This is a genomic window from Nonomuraea sp. NPDC049309 (assembly GCF_043196965.1).
Taxonomy (GTDB): domain Bacteria; phylum Actinomycetota; class Actinomycetes; order Streptosporangiales; family Streptosporangiaceae; genus Nonomuraea; species Nonomuraea fastidiosa.
Genome location: NZ_JBICSH010000007.1, coordinates 51225 through 72156 on the forward strand (window position 1 = coordinate 51225; position 20932 = coordinate 72156).

Consider the following 20932-nt stretch of genomic DNA (forward strand, 5'->3'; position numbering starts at 1 on the left):
ACCCAGCACTCCCAGAACCACTCCGCAGACGCACGCCTACCACCCGTTCGGGCTACCTGATGGGCTTACGCGCCTTTCCCTCCAGGGGCGCGGCGCGATCTCCTCCCTCCAGGGGCGCGGCGCGATCTCTCCGCTGGAGCGCGAGGAGCTTCAGGGCAGGCGTTCGAGCCTTCCTCCAGGAGGTGCGGACCTTTCTGAGTCCGAGCGGCTCCCGCCGGCAGGACGGCGACTGCGCAGAACGGTATCTGCCAGGGTGAGGTGCTGACGGTGATGGTTGCGGCCTGTCGCCAGGGCGGGCCGGTGAACAGGGAGTGCGGTGCCGGCGGCGGTGAAGGAGCGGACCTCCGCGATGCGGGCGACGGTCTCCGGGAGGAGTGCTCCTTTCCGCAGCACGGATGGCGGCTGAGAGACGCAGAGCGGACGGCCTCCACGAGACGAGTGACCGCTTGGAGAGGCGGGCGGCGCGACTCCGGCCGGGCGCGGGTGACACGGTCTCGCGGTGCAGGACGGCCGGGCGCGGGTGACACGGTCTCGCGGTGCAGGACGGCCGGGCGCACGCGGCACTGTGTGGACGGGTGAGGGAGTCCGGGTGGAGGCGGTGCCCGGCCGGTCGGTCGAAGGTCGGGTGGGGGTCAGATGCCCATGGCGGCCATGCGCTTGTTGTGAGCCTCCGTGAGCCTGGCGAACAGGCGCGAGATGTCGGTGTGCCCCTCGCCCTGTGATTCCATCAGCAGCCGGGCCAGCTCAGGACGTGCGGAGGCCACCTGCTGCCCCTGGCTCAGCGCCTCGCCCACCAGGCGGCGCGCCCACAGTGCGAGCCGTCCGGCGGCCGTCGGCTCGGCCTCGATGCCCGCCCGCACCCTTCCGACCGCGAACTTCGACCGTTCCTCATCGACCAGCACCTCATCGACGAGCGAGGCGATCTCGGGGTCGAGGTGCCGCGCCGCCTCCCGGTAGAAGTCGTGCGCGATGCCGTCCCCCACGTACGTCTTGACCAGGGCCTGCAGCCAGTCGGCCGGGCGGGTCTGGGCGTGCCAGGCGTCCAGCGCGCCCACGAACGGCGCCATGGCCTCGTCGGGATCGGCCCCGAGCTCGGCGAGCCGGTCGCGTAGCAGGCGGAAGTGGGCGTACTCGGTGACGGCCAGCTCGCTCAGCGCCGCGCGGTCCGCCAGCGTGGGCGCCAGCGTGGCGGCGTCCTCGGTCATGCGCGCGTACGCGCTGAGCTCCGCGTACGCCAGCACACCGAGCAGGTCGACGACTCCAGGAGACTCCTTCATGGAAGGCAGCGTACTTCGGCTATTCTTCGGGAACATACGCAAGCTCGGCCAGCGTTGTGGTATCGAGTACACTGCTCTGTGAAAGTGCGACCGCACTGTGTTAATTCGGGCCGTTGTCCCGAATACCCCCGATTCCCCGGGTGCGCGGTCGCTGATGACGCGAGAGGGCTGGCTCTACCGCGAGGACCCACGACACGGGGGCTGTATCCGCCCGTCGGTCCCGGCAGGCCCGCCTTCATTTGAGACTGAGGCAGGCCACGCTGACGACTTTCCGAGACCTCGGAGTCACACCAGAGATCGCCGATGCCCTTGAGACCGAGGGCATCGTCACACCGTTCCCCATCCAGGAGATGGCACTTCCGCTCGCGCTGAGCGGCCAGGACCTGATCGGTCAGGCGCGCACGGGTACGGGCAAGACCTACGCGTTCGGCATCGCGATGCTGCAGAGCATCGGCAAGCCGCGTAAAAACCGCAAGAAGCCCCGCGGGCTGGTCGTCGTGCCGACCCGCGAGCTGGCCGTGCAGGTCAGCGAAGACCTGGTGACCGCCGCCGGCAAGCTCGGCTCCCGGGTCCTGACCGTGTACGGCGGGCGCGCGTACGAGCCGCAGATCGAGGCGCTGAAGGCCGGCGTCGACGTCATCGTCGGCACGCCGGGCCGGCTGCTCGACCTCGTCAAGCAGAAGCACCTCGACCTGGGCCAGATCACCACGCTCGTGCTCGACGAGGCCGACAGGATGCTCGACCTGGGCTTCCTGCCCGACATCGAGCGGATCTTCAAGCTGATCCCGGCGCAGCGGCAGACGATGCTGTTCTCGGCCACGATGCCGGGCGAGATCGTCGCCCTGTCGCGTAAGTACCTCAACCGTCCGACGCACGTGCGCGCCGAGCTGGAGAGCGGCGAGGGCGAGGCCACGCCGCAGGTACGCCAGATCGTCTGGCGCACGCACCGGATGGACAAGATCGAGATCCTGGCCCGCCTGCTGCAGGCCGAGGGCCGCGGGCTCACGATGGTCTTCTGCGAGACCAAGCGGGCCTGCGACATGGTCGCCGACCAGCTCGACACGCGTGGTTTCGCGGTCGCGGCCGTCCACGGCGACCTCGGCCAGGGCCAGCGCGAGCAGGCGCTGCGGGCGTTCCGCAACGGCAAGATCGACGTGCTGGTGGCCACGGACGTGGCGGCGCGCGGCATCGACATCGACGACGTCACCCACGTGGTCAACTACGACTGCCCCACCGACGACAAGACCTACGTGCACCGCATCGGCCGCACCGGCCGGGCCGGGCGCACGGGCACCGCGGTCACGTTCGTCGAGTGGGAGGAGCTGACCCGCTGGAAGCTCATCAACCAGATGCTCGGCCTCGACTTCCCCGAGCCCGCCGAGACGTACTCGACCTCGCCCCACGTCTACTCCGAGCTCAACATCCCGGAGGGCACCAAGGGCGTGCTGCCGCACGCGGCGCGCTCGCGTGCGGGGCTGGCGGCCGAGCGGATCGAGGACCTCGGCGAGACCGGCCGGGCCCGCACGCGCGGCGGGCGGCGCAGGGACGAGCGCGACGAGCGTCCGGCGCGCCAGCCGCGCCAGCGCCGCCGCCTGCGCGGCGGCAAGGAGCTGGTGGAGACCGCATCCGTCGAGAAGCCGGAGGTCGAGCCCGTGAACAACCAGGCGGAGGAGACTCCGGCGATCTTCACGACGGACGAGATCGAGGCCGCGGGCGAGGCCAGGCGCGGGCGTACGCGCAGGGGCGCCGCCTCCTCGGCCATCGAGCAGGCGCTCACCGACGCCCCCGAAGCGCCGGCCCGCCGCACCCGCGCCCGGCGCGGCGCCGCCGAGGCGGAGGAGACGGCGGAGGCGCCGGCCAGGCGCACCCGCGCACGCCGTTCCGCCGAGGCTGCCGAGGAGAGCGAGGCGCCGGCGCGTCGTACGCGTGGGCGCAAGGTCGCCTCCGATCCGGCGACCGTCGAGGCGGCCCCGCCGGTCGCCGCGCCGTCCGGCCGGTACGACGACGAGCCCGAGGCGGACCACCCGGCGCCGCCCGCTCCACCGCGCAAGGAGCCGGAGCGGATCATCCCGCCGAACCCGTTCACGGTGATCTTCCAGTCGCCGGACCTGGCCACGGACGACGACGACATCGCGCCGTCGGCCGCGACCGAGCGCAAGCAGCAGCGCCGCCAGTCCCGCGGCGGCCGCCGGCGCGGCTGACCGCAGGGCGAGCACCGCAGCGCGAGCAGAGGGCGCGCACCCGGAGTCGAGTCAGGGTGCGCGCCTTTTGCGTGCGCGGCCGCCTTCTGCGGGTGCGGCCGCCCTTTTCGCGCGTACGCCCCTTCGCGTGCACGCCTTTTCGCGCGCACGCCTCCTTAGCCTGCACGTCTCCTTCGCCTGCACGCCTCCTTCGCGTGCACGCCCCCTTCGCGGGTGAGCGGCCGGCGCGGCCGGCGCCCATCCACCCGGGTGCGCCGACCCCGCGACGGCCGACCGAACGGGACGGGGCGGCGGGAGCGTGCGTTTCCCGTGCCCGATGTTTTTCTCGTCGCGTACGTCACCGGTTTCCCGTCGCGTGCACCTCCGGACTGAGCGCAGGCTCAGGGGCACGCAGACGGCGCTCAGCGGGACGCTGAGGTGTCTGGGTCGTCTCCTTGGACACAGAGGACGCCGCGACAAGTGACGGGCTGTGCGGGCGTTTCAGAGCCGCCAGAGCGCCGGAGTCCGAAATCGGCGCGCTTCGGCACCCCCATCTTCGCGATCCGCCCATTCTTCGCAAGCGGCCAGAACTCGCACCGGCGTCATCGTCATGCCGGTGTCGAGGCGCTGACCTCTGGGTATTGTTGCCCCACGTGAGTACGCCGCGATTCCTCGACCTGCCTCCTGGCGTTGCACCCCAGAAGATCGAGACGCCACAGGGCACGTTCGCGGCCCTGGAGGCGGTGCCGGTCAGCGGCGTGGTCGAGCGCTGGCCCGCGCTCCTCGTGCCGGGGCTGACGGGCAGCAAGGAAGACTTCATCGCGGTCCTGATGACGCTGGCCCAGTCGGGCCGCCGCGTGCTGGCGATCGACCTGCGCGGCCAGTACGAGACCCCTGGTCCCGACGACCCGGCCGCCTACACGTGCGCCGCCCTGGGCGCCGACGTGGACGCGCTGGCCCAGGTGATCGGCGAGGGCGACCCGGTCCACCTGGTGGGCCACTCGTTCGGCGGGCTGGTGGCGCGGGAGGCGGTGATCGACGGCCGGACGAAGTTCGCCTCGTTCACGATGATGAGCTCGGGCCCCGGCCCGATCGAGGGCAGGCGCGCCCACCACGCCGGCAAAATCAAGGAGGAGGCGCCGGTGCTGGGCCTGGAGCACGTCTGGCGTTCCAGGTTCGAGCCCGAGGTGCTGGCCAACGACGTGCCGGACGACATCGTCGAGTTCCTGCACAAGCGCCTGCTGGCCAATTCGCCCGTCGGGCTGTCGCGCATGGCCGAGCAGGTGCTGACGATGCGCGACCGTACGGACGAGCTGCGCCAGATCGAGCTGCCGACGCTGGTCCTGTACGGCGAGCACGACGACGGCTGGCCGCCCGAGACACAGTCGGACATGGCGGCCAGGCTCGGGGCGGAGTGCGTGGTCGTGCCGGGCGCGGTCCACTCCCCCGCGGTCGAGGCGCCGGAGACGACGGCGGCGGCGCTGGTGCGGTTCTGGAACGCGGCCGAGAAGCACTTTTTGGACACGAGGTCCAGCACCGTGTAATTCTTCGTTCACTATGACCGACCTCGTCGTTCAGCCGCCGCAGGCGGCGACCTGGGTGGTGCATCTCGACCGGTCGATGTGGGTGGGCGGCGTACGCGGCCTGATGTTGCAGGCGCTGCACCCGCTGGCCATGCTCGGTGTCTGGCAGAACTCGAACTTCCAGGACGACCCGTTCGGCCGGCTGCGCCGCACGGCCGACTTCGTGGGGCGGGTGACGTTCGGCAGCCCGGAGGAGGCCGACGAGATCGGCCGCCGGGTGCGCGGCATCCATAAGGCGCTGCGCATCCGCGATCCCGAGACGGGCAGGACGCATCGCGTGGACGATCCCGAGCTGCTGCTGTGGGTGCACTGCGCGGAGGTGTCGTCCTACCTGGAGGTGGCAAGGCGCGGCGGGCTCGCGCTCACCGAGCGGCAGGCCGACCGCTACCTGCGCGAGCAGCGCAAGAGCGCCGCGTACGTGGGCCTGCACCCCGACGACGTGCCCGGCTCGTGCGCGGAGATGGCCGCCTACTTCAAGGAGGTGCGCCCCCGGCTGCGGGTGACGCCGGAGGCGGTGTCGGCGGTGCGGTTCCTGCTGTGGCCGAAGCTGCCGCCCGAGCTGCGCATGCTGTCGCCGGGCAAGCCGGTCTACTTCCCGTTCGGCGCGCTGTGCTACTACACGCTGCCGGACTGGGCCAGGCGCATGTACGGCCTGCTGCCCGAGGTGCCGCAGGCCGCGGTGACGGCGGCGCTGAAGGCGTTCAGGTTCGGGCTGAACGCGCTGCCCGAGCCCGTGCACGACCGCGCCTTCATGCCCGCGACCCGCGGCATGTTGCGGGGCGCCCGGGAACGGCTCGGCGCGGCGGGCTACGACGTTGGCAAGGGGCTCAGGGGCCTCATCGACCCCCGCCGCTGGCCCAAAGCCGCGTAGCCCCGGTACAGCCGCTGAGGCCCGCGCCCGTGCCACGGCCGTCGCCGCAGGCCGGAGCGCCCAGGCCGGGGACGCCCGTCACTCGGCGAGGCCGTCCCAGGGCCGGCGTTCCGGGGCCGCCGCCTGCCCCTCAGGGCAGTGCCGGCGGAAGTCGCACCACGAGCAGAGCGGGCCGGGGTTGGGCGCGAAGAGCTTGTCGACCTCGGCGGGCACCTGCGCGGGCCCGGCCTGCTGCCGATCGCCGGGCGCGCGGCGGGTGCCCTGGGGCGTGGCGACGGCCTCGCGGTAGCGGTCGTCGGCCTCGGCGGCCTCCATGGCCACCTCTTCCGCACGGGCGATGTGGCGGGCCAGCGACTCGTCGGTGTGGCGCCACTGGACGATCTCGCCGGTGGGCAGGTGGTGCAGCTCCACCGTGCGGCACGGGGTGCGCATCATGGTGGAGGCGGCCACCGCGTACGCGGCCAGGGCGAGCGAGGAGCGGGCGTCGTCCTGGGTGAGCGGCCGGCGTCCCGTCTTGTAGTCGACCACGACCAGCTCGTCGCCGCGCCGGTCGAGCCGGTCGATGCGGCCGGACAGCGCGATGACCTTGGTCCGTGTGGCGACCGTGCGCTCGACGCCCACGGGATCGTCGGCCGGATCGAGGGTCGCCACGTAGCCGGACACGAGGTCGCGGGCCCGTTCCAGCCAGCGCCCCGACTGCTCGGCGTCCCTGAACCCCTCGGTGATCCATCCGTTGGTGAGCAGGACGGCGGCCGTGAGCGGCGTGCGGCGCTCGTACGGCTCGCGCCACCATCCGGCCAGCGCGTTGTGCACGCTCGCGCCCACGCTGTTGTGCGCCCAGGCGGGGCCCTTGGACGGCTGCGGCCGGTCGAGGTAGGTGAACCGGTAGCGGCGCCGGCAGTCGAGCCAGGTGTTCAACCGCGACGGCGTGCACGAGTAGAGCCGCCGCGGCATCCCTTCGAGCGGAAGCTGCCCCTGCACCTAGTCGTCGCCCGGGCCGAGCGTGATGCCGGAGATCTTGGTGCCGTCGGTGAGCGGCGTCTCGGCGTCGCCGTCGCCCTCGTCGTCGCTCTTGCTCCGGGTCAGCGAGCCGGAGACCCAGTCGTCGAAGTGAGGCTCCAGGTCGCCGATCGTGACCTCTTCACCGTGGGCGGGCAGCACCCGCGTCTCGGCCGGGAGCGTGAAGAGCCGCCCGCCGATCGAGGTGAGCTGGTCGGCGAGCGCAGGGTATTCGCCGCCGATCTTGCCGGGGCCGTCGGCCTGCAGGGCCTTGCCGGTGAACACGGCCTTGAGCTTGTCGCAGTAGAGCGACACGCCGCCCGGCGTGACCCCGGGCGTCTCCATGACGTCGAGCTGGACGTCGGCGACCTCGAAGATGCCGTCGTCCTCCATGTCGATGTCGGGCCAGGTCTCCCGCCAGGTCTCCCGCCACAGCGGCTTGTCCTTGGGGTGCAGGGCGATCACGGCCTCGTCTCTGCTGGCCACCTCGATGGCGGCCGCGACGTGGTCGGGCAGGCCCGCCGTGCAGATGACGGCCAGCACCTCGCGCTCGCCCACCTGCTCCATGATCTTGTCGGCGTCACGCGCCGCGTCGATGACGATGACCTCGTCGTCGTCACCCACGATCCACGTGTTGTTCTCGACCTTGTGCTCGGTGCCGTCGATGTCGACGACACCCTCGGTCACCACTCGCTCGATACGCGCTGTCACGCCTCCGAACTCTAGCCCGTCTACCTGACAGAGCGAATCTCGATCGCGCGTCCTAACCCTCAAGTCTGGGAGAGAACGCCCCGAACGGCACGTCCAGGTCGTGGTCGCGGGCGTCGATGAGGGACAGCTCGGCGAGCGCGATCATGCATCCCGCCTCGGCCGGCCAGGCGATGGCCCACAGCCAGTTGCCCATGGCCTCGCCCGCGTACACGGCGCGGTCGCTGCGGCCGTCGACGCACCACAGCGCGGTGGGATGGCCGGCCACGACGATCTTGGCGTTGGGCGGCCCCGCGTCGAACCCCTCACCCGGGTCGGGCCCGTCGAGGCCGGCGAACCCCGCCCCGATCCCGACGCCCGGCTCTTCGGCGACGATGAGCAGGTCGGCCGGACCTTCCGTGAGTGAGGGCCCGCTCAGGGCGACGAGGCTGGCGCGGCCTCCCGTGCGCTCATCGCCCACCTCTCCGAAACCCGTGACCAGCCAGCCGACCGGCAGCGGCCACGGCAGCCACACGGGCACGACCGAGTTCTTGCGGATCGCCTCCAGCCCGGTGCTGGTCGGCGGCCACGGAGCCTGGTACGGCAGGACATCGCCGTGCGTGTCGCATCGATACGCGCTCGACCAGGCGCTCGGCCCGTGAAGCGGGCCAAAACACCGCGGGCAGGTTGGTGCCGCTCTCACAACTACCCACGGTGCTTTCTCCGGTGCGGCCCCGTCAAGGCCGCTCCTCGTTATCGCGTCGTAATCTTGGTCATGTGCACGTAAATTGTGTCGGAGCGATCATTTTCGACGCCTCTGACCGGCTGCTTCTCGTCCAGCGCGGCCATCCGCCCGGCATGGGCCTGTGGTCGATCCCTGGCGGGCGGCTGGAGCCGGGCGAGACGGACGAGGACGGGCTGCGCCGCGAGGTCCTGGAGGAGACCGGGCTGCGGGTGCGGGTCGGCCGCCTCGCGGGCACGGTGGAGCGTCCGGGGCCCGGCGGGGTGACGTACGTGATCCGCGACTATCTCGCGACCGTGTCCGATCCCGATGACGTCGCCGCGGCCGGTGACGACGCCGCCGACGTGCGCTGGTGCACGCGCGACGACCTCGCGCGGCTGCCGCTCACCGAGGGCCTGCTGGAGTCGCTCACGGAGTGGGACGCGCTGCCCCCGGCCTGAACGCCTGCGCCCTGCCCGCTCGGCCGCTACCGGCTCGACGTCAGGCTGGAGGTCCACAGGATCAGGTGGTCGGCCTGGTACGTCGTGGAGCGCCCGAGCGCGACCACCTCCGTGCCCGCCACGGCCACCGCCGACAGCCACTGCGCGCCCTGACCGCCCAGGCGGTCCCTGGTGAGCTCCATGCGGTTCCAGGTCAGCCCGTCCTGCGAGGTCCAGGCGGCGCTGTCGCCCTCGCCCTGGGTGCCGTGCCAGCCGACCGCCACCAGGCCCGCGTCGGCCGACGCGAGGTCGAAGACGCCGGCCGCGCGCTCGGCGGGCAGCCAGGCCGTGCGCCAGCTCTCGCCGTCGTCGTCGGAGACCGCCGCGTACGCCCGGCGCGAGCCGTCCGCGACCGCCGTGCCGATGGCGACGAGCCGCCCCTGGTGCACCGCGACCTTGCGCAGCCCGGCGGCGCTCGCGCCGTCCGGGGCGGCCGGCTCGCGGGCCCGCCAGTTGAGCCCGTCGGCGGAGTACCAGACGACGGCGTCCTCGCGGTCGCCGGTGCCCTTGCCGCCGACCGCGACGAACCCGTCCCCGGCCGCGGCCACGTCGTGGATGTGCACGCCCGAGCCGCCCTGCGGCAGCTTCTCCGACCTGGTGTACTTGCGCGTGTCGGGCGTGAACCACATGGCCGCCCGCGACACGCCCGCCTGGTCGCGCGACTCGCCGGCCACCACATAGCCCTTCGCGCCCGCGGTGACCACGTCGGTGCGCAGGAACGGGTCGTCCTGGGGGCGGGCCAGGTCGCCGGTGACGTTCACCCGCTTCCAGTTCTCGCCGTCCTGCGAGGTGACGAGGAGCGGGTCGGTGAGCGCGACGCCGGTCTCGGTGCCGCCGACGGCGAGCCAGCCGCGGCTGCCGTGGGCGACGTCCTCCAGCGTCTGCCTGCCGGGGCCGCCGAGGCTCATCGACTTCCAGCGCTGCCAGTTCCTGATCGTCCACAGGCCGGCGTCGCCCGAGGCCGAGCCGACGGCGACGTACCTGCCGTCGTAGGCGGCCAGCGCGTTGGTCTCGCGGGACATCCTGGTCAGGCCGTCGATTCCGGCGACGTCGACCCGTGAGACCGAGCCGCGCTGCGGCGCGGCCACGAGCACGATCTGGTTGTCGACGTCGGAGGCCGCCTGGTCGCCGCCCGCGAACAGGGTCCCGCCCTCGGCGATCGTGAACCCGCGCAGCGTGGCGCCCCTCAGGTCGCGCAGGTCGGCCCGCTTGTCCCAGTCGCGCCCGTCGGTGCTGGTCAGCACCGCGTAGCGGCCGATGCCCGCCTGGGCGATCGCCGCGACGCCGGACGGGTAGGAGATCAGCGACTCGACGCCGGTGCTGGTGGCGTCAAGCCCGCGGATGGAGCCGCACTGCGACCACCGCGTCCCGTTCTGCGAGCAGTAGACGCGTACGTCGCCCTCGATCGTCCGCCGCCGCGTCGGCACCAGCACGAACCGCTTGGGCAGCACCGCCACCGTCCCCGCGCGCGGGTCGCCCGCCTCGGGGAGGCGGAAGCCGGTCGCCTGCCAGGTGCCCCCTCCGTCGGCCGATCGGAGCACCCGCGATCCCTCGCCGTCCGCGGGTACTCCGATGGCCACGACCGTGTCGCCCCTGGCCACGACGGCCCTGAGCTCACGGACGTCCGGCTCCCTCAGCTCGGCGCGCTCCCATGCGGAGCCGTCCGCCGAGCGCCAGGCCGCCGGTCCCGTGCCGCCGCCGGCGCCCGTGGTGCGGCCGACCGCGACGAACCCTGACTTCGTGCGCGCGATGTCCTCGATGTGGTCGCCCGGCCGGAACGCGGCCAGGCGCGATGGCGGCACGGCCGTCCAGCTGTAGCCGTCGGTGCTGGTCCACAGGCCGCGCTCGCCGGTGGCCTCGTCGCCGCCGCTGGCCAGCCAGCGGCCGTCGCCGCCGACCACCCTGCGCACGGTCGAGGTGGCGGAGGTGCCGTTCACCTGGCCGAGCTGCCAGTGCTTGCCGCCGTCCGGCGAGAACAGGAAGAGCGGGCGCGGGGTCGGGCTGGTCGTGTCGCTGCCGACCGCCACCACCGCCTTGCCCGCCGAGGCCATGTCGTTGAGCTTCTGGTTGACGCCCTCGCCCGCGGCGGGGACCGTGAACAGCTCGTCGCCCGAACGCCCGGTGCCCGCCTCCAGGCGCAGCGCCGGGCTCTCGTCGCCGAGCCACTGCCAGACCAGCACGCCGGCGGCCACCAGGACGGCTGCGGCCACGGTCAGCGCGACGGGCACGGCCCTGCTGCGCCTGCGCACCGGACCGGCCCGGCGGAACGCGGCCGGGGCGGGGCCTCTGTGGTGGCGTCCGCCCGCTCCCGTGGGGCGGGCGGGGCCGGTGGCCACCAGCAGGTCGGGGCGGGTGGGGCGGCCGGCGGGCGGGCGTCCGACGCGCCGCACCTCGGGCTCGTCCTCGCCGCCCGGCCGCTCCTCCTGCGGCGGCGCGGGCTCCTGCGGCGGCGCCTCCTGTGCTGGGGGCTCCTGTACTGGGGGCTCCTGTGCTGACGGCTCCTGTGCTGGGGGCTCTTGCGAGGTCTCGCGGGACGGGAGCGGATAGACCAGCCGGTACGGAGGCGGCGTACGGTCCCGCCGCCGCTGCGCCCCCTCCTCAGCCGGACCGGCCTCCTGGGCGGGGGCGTCCTGGGCGGGGGCGTCCTGGACCGGCGCGCCGGGGGCGGCGGCCAGCGGCTGGGTGGCCCCGCCCGCGCCCTCCTGAGCCGGTCGCGGCCGGCTCAGCGGGCCGCCCGCGACGAGTTTGTCCGGCCGGTTGACGATGCGCCGGGGCCGGCGGCGCGGCTCCGCGTCGGGCTCGGCCGCGGGCGAGCTGTACGGGCGGCGCCCCTTGGGCGGCTCCGGCTCCTCGTCGGGGATCGGGGCGGCGAACGGCGGCATGCCCCACGGCGAGGCCAGGGGCAGCCCTCGGGCACGGTCGTCGGTGGGACCGGGCGGCGAGTGGCTGATTCTGGGCTCTTCGGCATGCGGCTGGGGAGCGGACGGGCCCTCGGCACGGGGCTCGTCGTCTTCCGGCGGTCGCCGTGGCGGTTCGCTGGGGCCGGAGGCCACGCGGCGTCCCTCCTAGTCGAACGAGTCGTACAGGTCGATCCCGGCCGCTGTCGCGGACCGTTCCAGGAAGGTCCGGGCCCGGGGACTGTCCCTGCCCTCGCCGTCCCGTACAGCATCCAGACCAACATGTCTCGGCCGGAATAGCGAGACCTCTCTAGCGAGATTCCCCGCACCCCTCGCCCGTTTTATTGCGAAATAGCGCTAATCGACCGCTTTTTAGCTAGATACATCACACCAAACGCATACACCCCGAGCTGCACCACGGTTCCCGCCAACGCCTGCCACGGCACCGGCACCTTGCCCTGGTTCAGGGCGTCGTCGAGAGTGCCCGCGGCGGCGCTCGTCCCGAAGGCGATCACGTTGTTGAGCACGTGCAGCGCGATGGCCGCCTCCAGCCCTCCGGTGCGTACGCTCAGCCACGCCATCACCGCACCGAACATGAACACGTCGAGCAGCCCGGCCCACGAGTAGCCGTGCAGTGAGGCGAACAGTGCCGAGCCGATGAGGATCGACCAGACGGGGTTGCGCACGTGCGCCCCGACGGCCTGCACGAACCAGCCGCGGAAGACGTACTCCTCGGCCGCCGCCTGGAACGGCACGAGCAGCACGATCACGACGAGCAGCGGCAGGAAGGTCTCCCACCCGGCCCAGCCGAACATCTCGGTGTCCAGGCCGGCCGAGGCCAGCGCGGCGTACTGCGCGACCTGCCCGAGGACCATCGCGAGCAGCGCCACGGCCGCGCAGGACAGCAGCCACGTCCAGCGCAACCGCCCGGCCACGGACGAGAGCGTCCCGGGGCGGCGCCGCTGAATGAGCGCCGCGGTGCCGAACACCAGCAGCAGCACGGGCGCGATGGACAGCAGCGACATGGCGAGGCCGGCCGGCGTGCCCTTCGGCAGCCCACTGGGGTGGATCGGCGCGGGCAGGCCGAGCACGGCCGCCCCCACCACGAACATGGTCACCACGACGACGCCGATGAGCAGGAACCCGGCCGCCACGATCAGCGTGCCGACGATCGCCTGCCATGGCCGGGTGGCGGGAGTCCTGGCCAGGTGGTCATAGCGGGCCCCGCGCGGGACCGGCAGGAACCAGGACGGCGCCGGCGGCGGGTACGGATAGCCACCGTACGGATACTGCGGCCCTGGTTTCTGCTGCATCTCTCCATTCTGTCTGTCCCATACGTAATAGTTCACAGACGGGTCCGGGAAAGCGGCGGATGCTCGATGGCGTAGACCTTTCGACCCTGGGAGCAGTCCATGTCGTCACGGCTGGGACCTGTGATCACCCTCACGGCGGGCGCGGTGCTCGCCTTGGGGCTGGGTGTCGCCAGCATCGCCGCGGCACCGGCGGCTCGAGACTCCGCCGCCACCGACACGCGTACGAACACCGCCGCCGAGGCCCCCGCAGCCGAGGCGAGCCCATCGGGGAACGCCGGGGAGAGCACCGCATCCGCGTCCCCTTCCCCCACGGCCACCGAGCCGAAGAAGATCGACAAGGCCGATTACGGCGGCCGGGTGAAGGGCAACGGCGGGCTGATCGCCATCTCGATCAGGAACGGCAAGGCCGTCGGCTACTTCTGCGACGGCCGCCTCGAAGCCTGGTTCACGGGCACGGAGTCGGCCGGCGAGCTGCGGCTCAAGGGCGTCGCCGACCCCCGTTCCACGGTCAGGGCGGAGCTGGACGGCGGGCGGGCCGAGGGCACGGTCACCGTCGCCGGCAAGCGGTTCTCCTTCAAAGCCCCCGCCGTCACCAAGCCGTCGGGCCTCTACCGCGCCACCGCGATCGTGCGCGGCGCCAAGTTCCGCGCGGGCTGGATCCTGGTGCGCAACCCCAACGGGGGCTACTCCCAGGTCGGCGCCGCGTTCGCGGGCAAGGAGCAGATCGACGTCCCGCAGCTCGACGCCGCTCAGCCGACCGCGCCCATCACGGTCGAGGGCACGACCGTCTACCCCAAGGACGCCGACTCGTTCGTCGAGGAGATGCCATGACCGCCATCCCCCAGCGGCCCGCCCGCGGCCTGACCCCGTTGCTCGTGCCGCTGCTCGCCGGCGGCCTGCTGATGATCGCACTCGGCGTGTACGGCCGCGCGCACACGCCGACCGGCTTCGCGGTCGGCGTGGCCGGCTTTTCCGGCGCGCTGCCGATGAAGGTGTGGCTGACGACGGGCGCGTTCGTGCTGGCGATCGTGCAGGTCATCTCGGCCCTGTCCCTGTGGGGCAGGCTGGGCGTCGCGATCCCGCCCGCCGTGCACCGCTGGTCGGGGCGGGCGGCGTTCCTGCTCACGATCCCCGTCGCCTTCCACTGCCTGTACGCCCTGGGCCTGCAGTACGACGTACCCAGAGTGCTCGCCCACTCGCTGCTCGGCTGCTTCTTCTACGGCGTGTTCACCGCGAAGATGCTGGCCCTGCCCAGGCGGGACGCGCCGGGCTGGACGCTGCCGGTGCTCGGCGGGCTCGCGTTCACCGTGCTCGTGGGGCTCTGGCTGACCTCGTCGTTCTGGTTCTTCACCGCCGTCGGCATCAAGGTGTGAACCGCTTGGTCCTGCGCAGCCCGGCCGCCCGGCCCTTGGCGGCCACGACGAGCGCCATCTTCCTGCTCGCCTCGTCGATCATCTCGTCGCCCAGCATGACCGCGCCGCGCTTCTCCACGGTGGTGTAGTACTCGTACGCCTCCAGGATGAGCTCGGCGTGGTCATAGTCCTCCTGCGACGGCGAGAACACCTCGTTGCAGGCGTCCACCTGCGCGGGGTGCAGCACCCACTTGCCGTCGAAGCCCAGCGCCGCCGCGCGCGTCGCGACCCTGCGGAAGCCCTCGACGTCCTTGATCTGCAGGTAGGGGCCGTCGATGACCTGCAGGTCGTGCGACCTCGCGGCCATGAGCAGCCGCATGAGGATGTAGTGGTAGGCGTCGCCCTCGGCGTAGCCGGGCGGCTGCTCGCCGACGACGAGCGTGCGCATGTTGATGGAGGCCATGAAGTCGGCGGGGCCGAACACCAGCGTCTCCAGGCGCTTGGACGACCCGGCGATGGCGTCCACGTTGACCAGGCCGCGGGCGTTCTCGATCTGCGCCTCGATGCCGATGCGGCCGACCTCGTACCCCATGGTCTTCTCGATCTGCGTGAGCAGCGTGTCGAGCCAGATCACCTCGGTCGGGTCCTGCACCTTCGGCAGCATGAGGCAGTCGAGCTGCTCGCCCGCGCCCTCCACGATCTCGATCACGTCGCGGTACGTCCACTGCGTGGTCAGGTCGTTCACCCTGACCACCCGCGTCTTGCCGGACCAGTCGCCCTCGCGCAGGGCGCGGACGATGTTGGCCCGCGCCTCCTCCTTGGCCAGCGGGGCGACGGAGTCCTCGAGGTCGAGGAAGACCTCGTCCACGGGCAGGGTCTGGGCCTTCTCCAGGAACCGGGGGTTGCTGCCTGGCACGGCGAGCACCGAACGTCGTGAGCGCATGCGCTCAACCTACTCGCGCGGCCTGCTCACGGCCGCCCGGTGACCGCGCCCGCTTCCGGCGGTTACAGTCGTGCCTGTGAGCGAGGGATCTGTGAGCGCCGCGGCCGTCGAAGAGGGCGCGAAGAAGTCGGGCGTCTGCTGGCTCACCCTCGACCGTCCGCGCCTGGCCTGGCACGCCTGGCACGACGGCGCCATCTACCTCGTCTCCGGGGGCGCCGAGCAGGAGCTGCCCGGCCTGGAGTCGCGCGATCGGGTCACGGTCACGCTGCGCAGCAAGGACAACGGCGCGCGCCTTGCGGAGTTCGAGGCGACGGTCGAGAAGGTGGACCAGGCGGCGGCGTCCGACGCGGTGGCGGTGCTGGCCAAGGAGCGGCTCAACGCCCCCGACAGCGAGCATCTGACCGAGCGCTGGGCCCGCGAGTCCACCGTGTGGCGGCTCACGCCGCAGGTCTGAGCGGCCCGTCCGGCCCCGGTCCGCGCGGCCCGTGCGGAGGGGCCGCGGGCAGGGCGGGCGCGGGCTCAGCCCGCGGACGTGACCGGCTCGGGGCCGGGTTCCTGACCCGTCTCCTCGCCGGTCCCTTCAAGGGGCTCCGGTGCGGCCTGCGGGCGGGTGGCCGAGGTGGCGGTCTGAGCGAGCAGCGCGCCGCCGATCACGATCAGCCCGCCGACGATCTGGAACACGCCGAGCCGCTCCCCCACCAGCGCCCACGCCACGACGGCACCGAAGATCACCTCGAGCGAGGCCACGGTCGCGCCGACCGCGGCCGACAGCCGCCGCACGGCGTTCACGCCCAGGATGTAGGCGACCACGGTGGCGACCACCACCATCCACAGGTACGCGCCGGCGACCGGCAGCGTGATGCCGCCCTCGGGGGTGGCGGTGGCCGTGAAGGCGCTCCAGGGGATGTCCCACGGCCGGGAGAACGGGGCCAGCACCACGGCCGCGCCGACCATGCCCCACGCGATGAGGCCGAGGGGGTCCACCTCGTCGCCGAAGCTATCGTTCATCAGGAAATATCCGGCGCAGCACGCCCCGGCGAGCAGGCCGAGCAGCAGGCCGAGCGCGTCCAGGCGCATCCCCTGCCACGCCTCGACGACGATGCCGAGGCCCACGACGGCGACGACCGCGCCCACGTACGCGGCCTTGACCAGGCGCACCTTGCGGACGAGACGCACCCACGCCACCACCATCACCGGCGCCATGAACTCCAGCAGCAGCGCGATGCCGACCGGCAACCGGGTGATCGCCACGAAGTACAGGGCCTGCACCCCGGCGACGGCCATGACCGCGTACAGGGCGACGAAGGGCAGCATGGAGCGGCGGATGCGCAGCGCGCGCGGCCGCACCACGGCGAGCACGGTCATCAGCAGCAGCCCGGCGCCGGCCATGCGCGTCCAGACCGCCTCGATGGGCGCGAGCCCGGCCGCGTTGAGATATTTCGCCATGGGCCCCGAGAACGCGAAACAGCACGAGGACACGAACGCGAGCGCCAACCCCGCATACCTCATCGCAGACCCCCTGCATACCCCGTAATCACCGTTAAGCAGGTTTGATACTGACACGTCCGGGCTCCCGAGCGCAATGGGCCCCCGCTGTTAGCCTGACCGGGTGAAGATCTTCGTGGCCCGGCTGCCCGGGACCCCGGTGTTCGACCCGGCCGGCGACCAGATCGGCCGGGTCAGGGACGTCGTGGTCGGGCTGCGCATCGCCCGGCGGCCCACCGTGCACGGGTTCGTGGTGGAGGTGCAGCCGCGCCGCCGCGTCTTCCTCCCCATCACCCGCGTACGCCGCATCGAGGCGGGCGCCGTCGTCTTCACCGGCAAGCTCAACATGCGCAGGTTCGAGCAGCGCACCACCGAGACGCTGGTCATCGGCGAGATGCTCGACCTCACCGTGACCGTCGACGGCGAGCCCATGACCGTCTACGACGTCGCCATGGAGGAGATCAAGCCCTCCGTCTGGGAGATCACCAAGGTCGCCGTCTACCGGCGCAAGCGGCGCGACCCGCGCATCGTGGACTGGGACGAGGTGTCCGGGTTCGACACCCTGCAGAAGGACCAGGGCGCGGCCGGGCTCATCGCCGCGTTCGAGTCGCTGCGCGCCGCCGACATGGCCAGTGCCCTGCACGGCCTGCCCAGCAAGCGCCGGCTGGAGATCGCCCGCGCGCTCAACGACACCCGCCTCGCCGACGTGCTGGAGGAGCTGCCGCCCGACGACCGCATCGGCATCCTCAGCGTGCTGCCGCCCGAGCGGGCGGCCGTCGTCCTGGAGGAGATGGGCCCCGACGACGCCGCCGACCTGCTGCACGACCTGCCGGAAGAACAGGCGGCCCAGCTCCTCGGACTCATGGAGCCCGGGGAGGCGGCGCCGGTGCGGCGGCTGCTCACGTACCCGGAGACCAGCGCGGGCGGCGTGATGACCAGCGAACCGGTGATCCTGCCGCCCACCGCCACCGTCGCCGAGGCGCTCGCCCACATCAGGCAGCAGGACCTCACGCCCGCGGTGGCCGCCCAGGTCTACGTCACCAGGCCGCCGACCGAGACGCCGACCGGCACCTACCTCGGGGTCGCGCACTTCCAGCGACTGCTGCGCGAGCCGCCGTCCACCCTGCTCGGCGGCGCGCTCGACCCGTCGATCGACCCCATCAAGCCGGAGTTCACGCTCCGCGAGGTCACCTACTACCTGGCCAACTACAACCTCGTCGCGGCCCCCGTCGTGGACGAGCTCGGCCGCCTGGTCGGCGCGGTGACCGTGGACGACGTACTCGACCACATGCTGCCCGAGGACTGGCGGGAGAGGGACCACGAGCATGACGACTGAACGGCTCGACCAGCCGCGCGAGCTGCGCCGCTCCCTGCGCCCCCACTACGACCCCGAGGCCTTCGGCCAGCTGTCGGAGCGGATCGCCCGGTTCCTGGGCACCGCCCGGTTCATCGTCTACATGACGGTGTTCGTGTCGGTCTGGGTGCTGTGGAACGTGTTCGCGCCGCCGCACCTGAGGTTCGACCCGTACCCGTTCATCTTCCTCACGCTGATGCTCTCGCTGCAGGCGAGCTACTCCGCGCCGCTCATCCTGCTCGCCCAGAACCGCCAGGACGACCGCGACCGCATCCAGTACGAGCAGGACCGCGAGACCGCCGAGCGCAACCAGGCCGAGATCGAATACCTGACGCGCGAGATCGCCGGCCTGCGCCTGGCCATCAACGAGGTCGCCACCCGCGACTACCTGCGCGCCGAGCTCGGGCGGCTGCTCGACGAGCTACGGGAGATGGACGCCGTCGACGGCGGGGCCTCCCCGGACGGCCGCTCGTCGCGCAAGAGCACCGGGGAGTAACCTTGGACCGCTGTTGCACAGACATCTAACAGTGCGGATTAACCCACTGCGGACCGTGGTTCATACCATGGAGGGGCATCCTCACTACTGGCGTTTCAGCGCCTGTCACACATAGACCGACAAAGGAGGGACGGCACACTCCCTCGTGCCGAGACTTCGATGGCACCAACCCAGGAACTCGTGACGGCCGCGCTGTCCACCGTCATCGACCCCGAGATCCGTCGCCCCATCACGGACCTCGACATGGTCAAGAACGTCGAGATCGCCCCCGACGGTGCGGTGCGCGTCGGCATCTACCTCACCGTCGCCGGCTGCCCCATGAAGGACACCATCAGCCGCGACGTCACCGCCGCCGTCTCCAAGGTCGAGGGTGTCACCGCCGTGCAGATCGAGCTCGACGTGATGAGCGCCGAGCAGCGCAAGAGCCTGCAGACCAAGCTCAGGGGCGACCGCGGGCCGGAGAAGGAGATCCCGTTCAACCAGCCGGGCTCGCTGACCCGCGTCTTCGCGGTGGCGAGCGGCAAGGGCGGGGTCGGCAAGTCGTCGGTCACGGTCAACCTCGCCGCCGCCATGGCGTCCAACGGCCTCAAGGTCGGCATCGTCGACGCCGACATCTACGGCCACAGCGTCCCCCGGATGCTGGGCGCCTCCGAGCGGCCCACCAAGGTCGAAGACATGATCATGCCGCCGGTGGCCCACGACATCAAGGTCATCTCGGTCGGCATGTTCAAGCCGGCGGGCAACACCCCCGTCGTCTGGCGCGGCCCCATGCTCGACAGGGCGCTGCACCAGTTCCTCGCCGACGTCTACTGGGGCGACCTCGACGTGCTCCTGCTCGACCTGCCGCCCGGCACCGGCGACATCGCCATCTCCGTCGCCCAGCGGCTGCCGTCGGCCGAGATCCTCGTCGTCACCACGCCCCAGATGGCCGCCGCCGAGGTCGCCGAGCGCGCCGGCTCCATCGCGGCGCAGACCCACCAGCAGATCGCCGGCGTCATCGAGAACATGGCGTGGCTGCCCTGCCCCCACTGCGACGAGCGCATCGCGGTCTTCGGCGAAGGCGGCGGCCAGACCGTCGCCGACGCGCTCACCCGCACGCTCGGCGCCCGCGTGCCGCTGCTCGGCCAGGTGCCCATCGACATGCGGCTGCGCGAGGGCGGCGACGAGGGCAAGCCGCTCGTGCTCACCGACCCCGACTCGCCGGCCGCCGCCGAGCTGCGCTCGATCGCGGCCGGGCTGAGCAAGCGCTCCACCAGCCTCAAGGGCATGCAGCTCGGCCTCTCGCCCCGCCGCTGACCTTCTCCGATACGGGCCCGCTCTCGTTCGAGACGGGCCCGTTTTCGTGCGCAGGGCCGGTGACGCGTGCGCTTGTGCGGGGCGGGCGTCAGGTGGCCTCGGAGTCGTACGGGGGAATCTCACCGAAGCCGAGCTCATCGACCACCGGCTCCGGCGTGTACGTCGCCGCGACCGGCTCCAGCTCCTTCGGCTTGCCCGCGTTGTTCCAGTCGTCCTCGAGGTCGTCGAGGAGATGCTTGCGTACGAAGTTGCGCGGGTTGAGGTCGGCCGGGTCGAAATTCTGAAACTCGGGACCGAGCCCGGCACGCAGGTCCTCACGCGCGTTGTTGGCCATCCGGCGCAGGTTGCGCAGGGTCCGGCCCGCTTGCGCGGCGGCCTGCGGCAATTTGTCGGGACCGAAGACGAGGAGCGCGATCACGATCAGCGCTCCGACCTCCATCCACCCGAGTCCGAACACCGTGAGCTCCTACCGCAGTCCAACCTCTCCGAGGACAACCCCGGCCTATCCACAGACTAAGGGCTTCCGGCCGTGGCTGAGTCGTCCCCCCCTAGGACAAACCACCCACGCCCCGATGGCAACACCCGCCCGCCGTCGCACCCACACGAGGACCACCCCGGGGCGACGCCTCTCACACCGGCATCGCCGCCCGCGAACTCGCCGGCACGCGTGAGTGGCGAGCTTGCGGGCGAGCCGGTCTGCACGGGCCGGGCAGCAGCCCGCGCTCAAACCACCCACCGCCCGAACACACCACCCCGCCATCCGCGCGGCCAAGCGTGAGGCGGGGCAGGAGCGGTTCGCGGTCCGCCCCCACGGTTCGCGGCATGCTCCCACACAGCCAAGCGCGAGACCAGGGCGGGAACGGTTCGCGGTCCGCCCCCACGGTTCGCGGCACGCTCCCACACAGCCAAGCGCGAGACCAGGGCGTGAGCAGTCTGCGGTCCACCCCCCACGGTTCGCGGCCCGCTCTCTCACAGCCA

Annotated in this window: 19 protein-coding genes; 10 read left to right on the forward strand and 9 right to left on the reverse strand. The window is 72.2% G+C overall.

All coding sequences use genetic code 11. The features are described 5' to 3' along the window. Positions 1-632 precede the first annotated feature (632 nt). Positions 633-1277: a ferritin-like fold-containing protein gene (locus ACGFIM_RS34615; RefSeq protein ID WP_393209405.1), complete on the reverse strand. Its 645-nt coding sequence runs from the start codon at positions 1275-1277 to the stop codon at positions 633-635. 350 nt (positions 1278-1627) lie between these two features. Between ACGFIM_RS34615 and ACGFIM_RS34620 the strand changes: the two genes are divergently transcribed. The 3 genes from ACGFIM_RS34620 (at position 1628) to ACGFIM_RS34630 (ending at position 5911) form a co-directional block, all read left to right on the forward strand. After that, positions 1628-3478 (forward strand): DEAD/DEAH box helicase, encoded by a 1851-nt coding sequence (locus ACGFIM_RS34620; protein ID WP_393209408.1) that lies wholly within the window; start codon positions 1628-1630, stop codon positions 3476-3478. A gap of 632 nt (positions 3479-4110) precedes the next feature. Further along, complete coding sequence (locus tag ACGFIM_RS34625; RefSeq protein ID WP_393209411.1) at positions 4111-5001, forward strand: alpha/beta fold hydrolase; 891 nt, start codon at positions 4111-4113, stop codon at positions 4999-5001. Between the two features lie 13 nt (positions 5002-5014). Beyond that, positions 5015-5911: an oxygenase MpaB family protein gene (locus ACGFIM_RS34630; RefSeq protein WP_393209414.1), complete on the forward strand. Its 897-nt coding sequence runs from the start codon at positions 5015-5017 to the stop codon at positions 5909-5911. A gap of 78 nt (positions 5912-5989) precedes the next feature. On the opposite strand, the gene ACGFIM_RS34635 is transcribed toward ACGFIM_RS34630, so the two are convergent. From ACGFIM_RS34635 to ACGFIM_RS34645, 3 genes are read right to left on the reverse strand one after another with little or no spacing between them, the layout of a single operon-like run. Next, on the reverse strand, positions 5990-6865 hold the full coding sequence (locus tag ACGFIM_RS34635; RefSeq protein WP_393209417.1) for a RecB family exonuclease: 876 nt from the start codon (positions 6863-6865) through the stop codon (positions 5990-5992). Positions 6866-6892: 27 nt separating this feature from the next. Continuing rightward, entirely contained in the window at positions 6893-7621 is a 729-nt protein-coding gene (locus ACGFIM_RS34640) for an MBL fold metallo-hydrolase (RefSeq protein ID WP_393209420.1), read from the reverse strand. 52 nt (positions 7622-7673) lie between these two features. Continuing rightward, positions 7674-8300, reverse strand: a complete 627-nt coding sequence (locus ACGFIM_RS34645) for a DUF6758 family protein (RefSeq protein WP_393209423.1) — start codon at positions 8298-8300, stop codon at positions 7674-7676. Positions 8301-8374: 74 nt separating this feature from the next. Between ACGFIM_RS34645 and ACGFIM_RS34650 the strand changes: the two genes are divergently transcribed. Continuing rightward, entirely contained in the window at positions 8375-8779 is a 405-nt protein-coding gene (locus tag ACGFIM_RS34650; RefSeq protein WP_393209426.1) for an NUDIX hydrolase, read from the forward strand. Positions 8780-8805: 26 nt separating this feature from the next. On the opposite strand, the gene ACGFIM_RS34655 is transcribed toward ACGFIM_RS34650, so the two are convergent. Next, positions 8806-11871 (reverse strand): hypothetical protein, encoded by a 3066-nt coding sequence (locus ACGFIM_RS34655; RefSeq protein ID WP_393209429.1) that lies wholly within the window; start codon positions 11869-11871, stop codon positions 8806-8808. 185 nt (positions 11872-12056) lie between these two features. Continuing rightward, positions 12057-13028, reverse strand: coding sequence for a CPBP family intramembrane glutamic endopeptidase (locus tag ACGFIM_RS34660; RefSeq protein WP_393209432.1), 972 nt, complete (start codon positions 13026-13028; stop codon positions 12057-12059). A gap of 99 nt (positions 13029-13127) precedes the next feature. On the opposite strand from ACGFIM_RS34660, the gene ACGFIM_RS34665 reads away from it, so the two are divergent. Next, entirely contained in the window at positions 13128-13859 is a 732-nt protein-coding gene (locus ACGFIM_RS34665) for a hypothetical protein (protein WP_393209435.1), read from the forward strand. Further along, positions 13856-14401, forward strand: coding sequence for a DUF6529 family protein (locus tag ACGFIM_RS34670; RefSeq protein WP_393209438.1), 546 nt, complete (start codon positions 13856-13858; stop codon positions 14399-14401). The genes ACGFIM_RS34665 and ACGFIM_RS34670 overlap by 4 nt, the downstream gene beginning before the upstream one ends. Here ACGFIM_RS34670 and ACGFIM_RS34675 read toward each other — a convergent pair. Next, the gene (locus ACGFIM_RS34675; protein ID WP_393209441.1) at positions 14391-15323 is read right to left on the reverse strand and encodes an HpcH/HpaI aldolase/citrate lyase family protein; all 933 of its coding nucleotides are present in this window, start codon (positions 15321-15323) and stop codon (positions 14391-14393) included. The two genes, ACGFIM_RS34670 and ACGFIM_RS34675, sit on opposite strands and share 11 nt — an antisense overlap. Before the next feature lie 76 nt (positions 15324-15399). On the opposite strand from ACGFIM_RS34675, the gene ACGFIM_RS34680 reads away from it, so the two are divergent. Beyond that, a complete protein-coding gene (locus ACGFIM_RS34680) occupies positions 15400-15777 on the forward strand; it encodes a hypothetical protein (protein WP_393209444.1) in 378 nt (125 codons plus the stop codon). Positions 15778-15842: 65 nt separating this feature from the next. Here the strand turns inward: ACGFIM_RS34680 and ACGFIM_RS34685 are convergent, their stop codons facing one another. After that, positions 15843-16832, reverse strand: a complete 990-nt coding sequence (locus tag ACGFIM_RS34685) for a DMT family transporter (protein WP_393209446.1) — start codon at positions 16830-16832, stop codon at positions 15843-15845. Between the two features lie 100 nt (positions 16833-16932). On the opposite strand from ACGFIM_RS34685, the gene ACGFIM_RS34690 reads away from it, so the two are divergent. The 3 genes from ACGFIM_RS34690 to ACGFIM_RS34700 all read left to right on the forward strand — a co-directional run bounded on the left by ACGFIM_RS34690 (position 16933) and on the right by ACGFIM_RS34700 (position 19954). Beyond that, a complete protein-coding gene (locus ACGFIM_RS34690; protein WP_393209449.1) occupies positions 16933-18144 on the forward strand; it encodes a magnesium transporter MgtE N-terminal domain-containing protein in 1212 nt (403 codons plus the stop codon). After that, positions 18134-18658 carry a DUF1003 domain-containing protein gene (locus tag ACGFIM_RS34695; RefSeq protein WP_393209452.1) on the forward strand — a complete coding sequence of 175 codons (525 nt, stop codon included), beginning with the start codon at positions 18134-18136 and terminating at the stop codon, positions 18656-18658. Before ACGFIM_RS34690 ends, ACGFIM_RS34695 begins: the two co-directional genes overlap by 11 nt. A gap of 159 nt (positions 18659-18817) precedes the next feature. Continuing rightward, positions 18818-19954 carry an Mrp/NBP35 family ATP-binding protein gene (locus ACGFIM_RS34700; RefSeq protein ID WP_393209455.1) on the forward strand — a complete coding sequence of 379 codons (1137 nt, stop codon included), beginning with the start codon at positions 18818-18820 and terminating at the stop codon, positions 19952-19954. Between the two features lie 88 nt (positions 19955-20042). On the opposite strand, the gene ACGFIM_RS34705 is transcribed toward ACGFIM_RS34700, so the two are convergent. Then, the gene (locus tag ACGFIM_RS34705; protein WP_378785171.1) at positions 20043-20411 is read right to left on the reverse strand and encodes a sec-independent translocase; all 369 of its coding nucleotides are present in this window, start codon (positions 20409-20411) and stop codon (positions 20043-20045) included. Between the last annotated feature and the right edge of the window lie 521 nt (positions 20412-20932).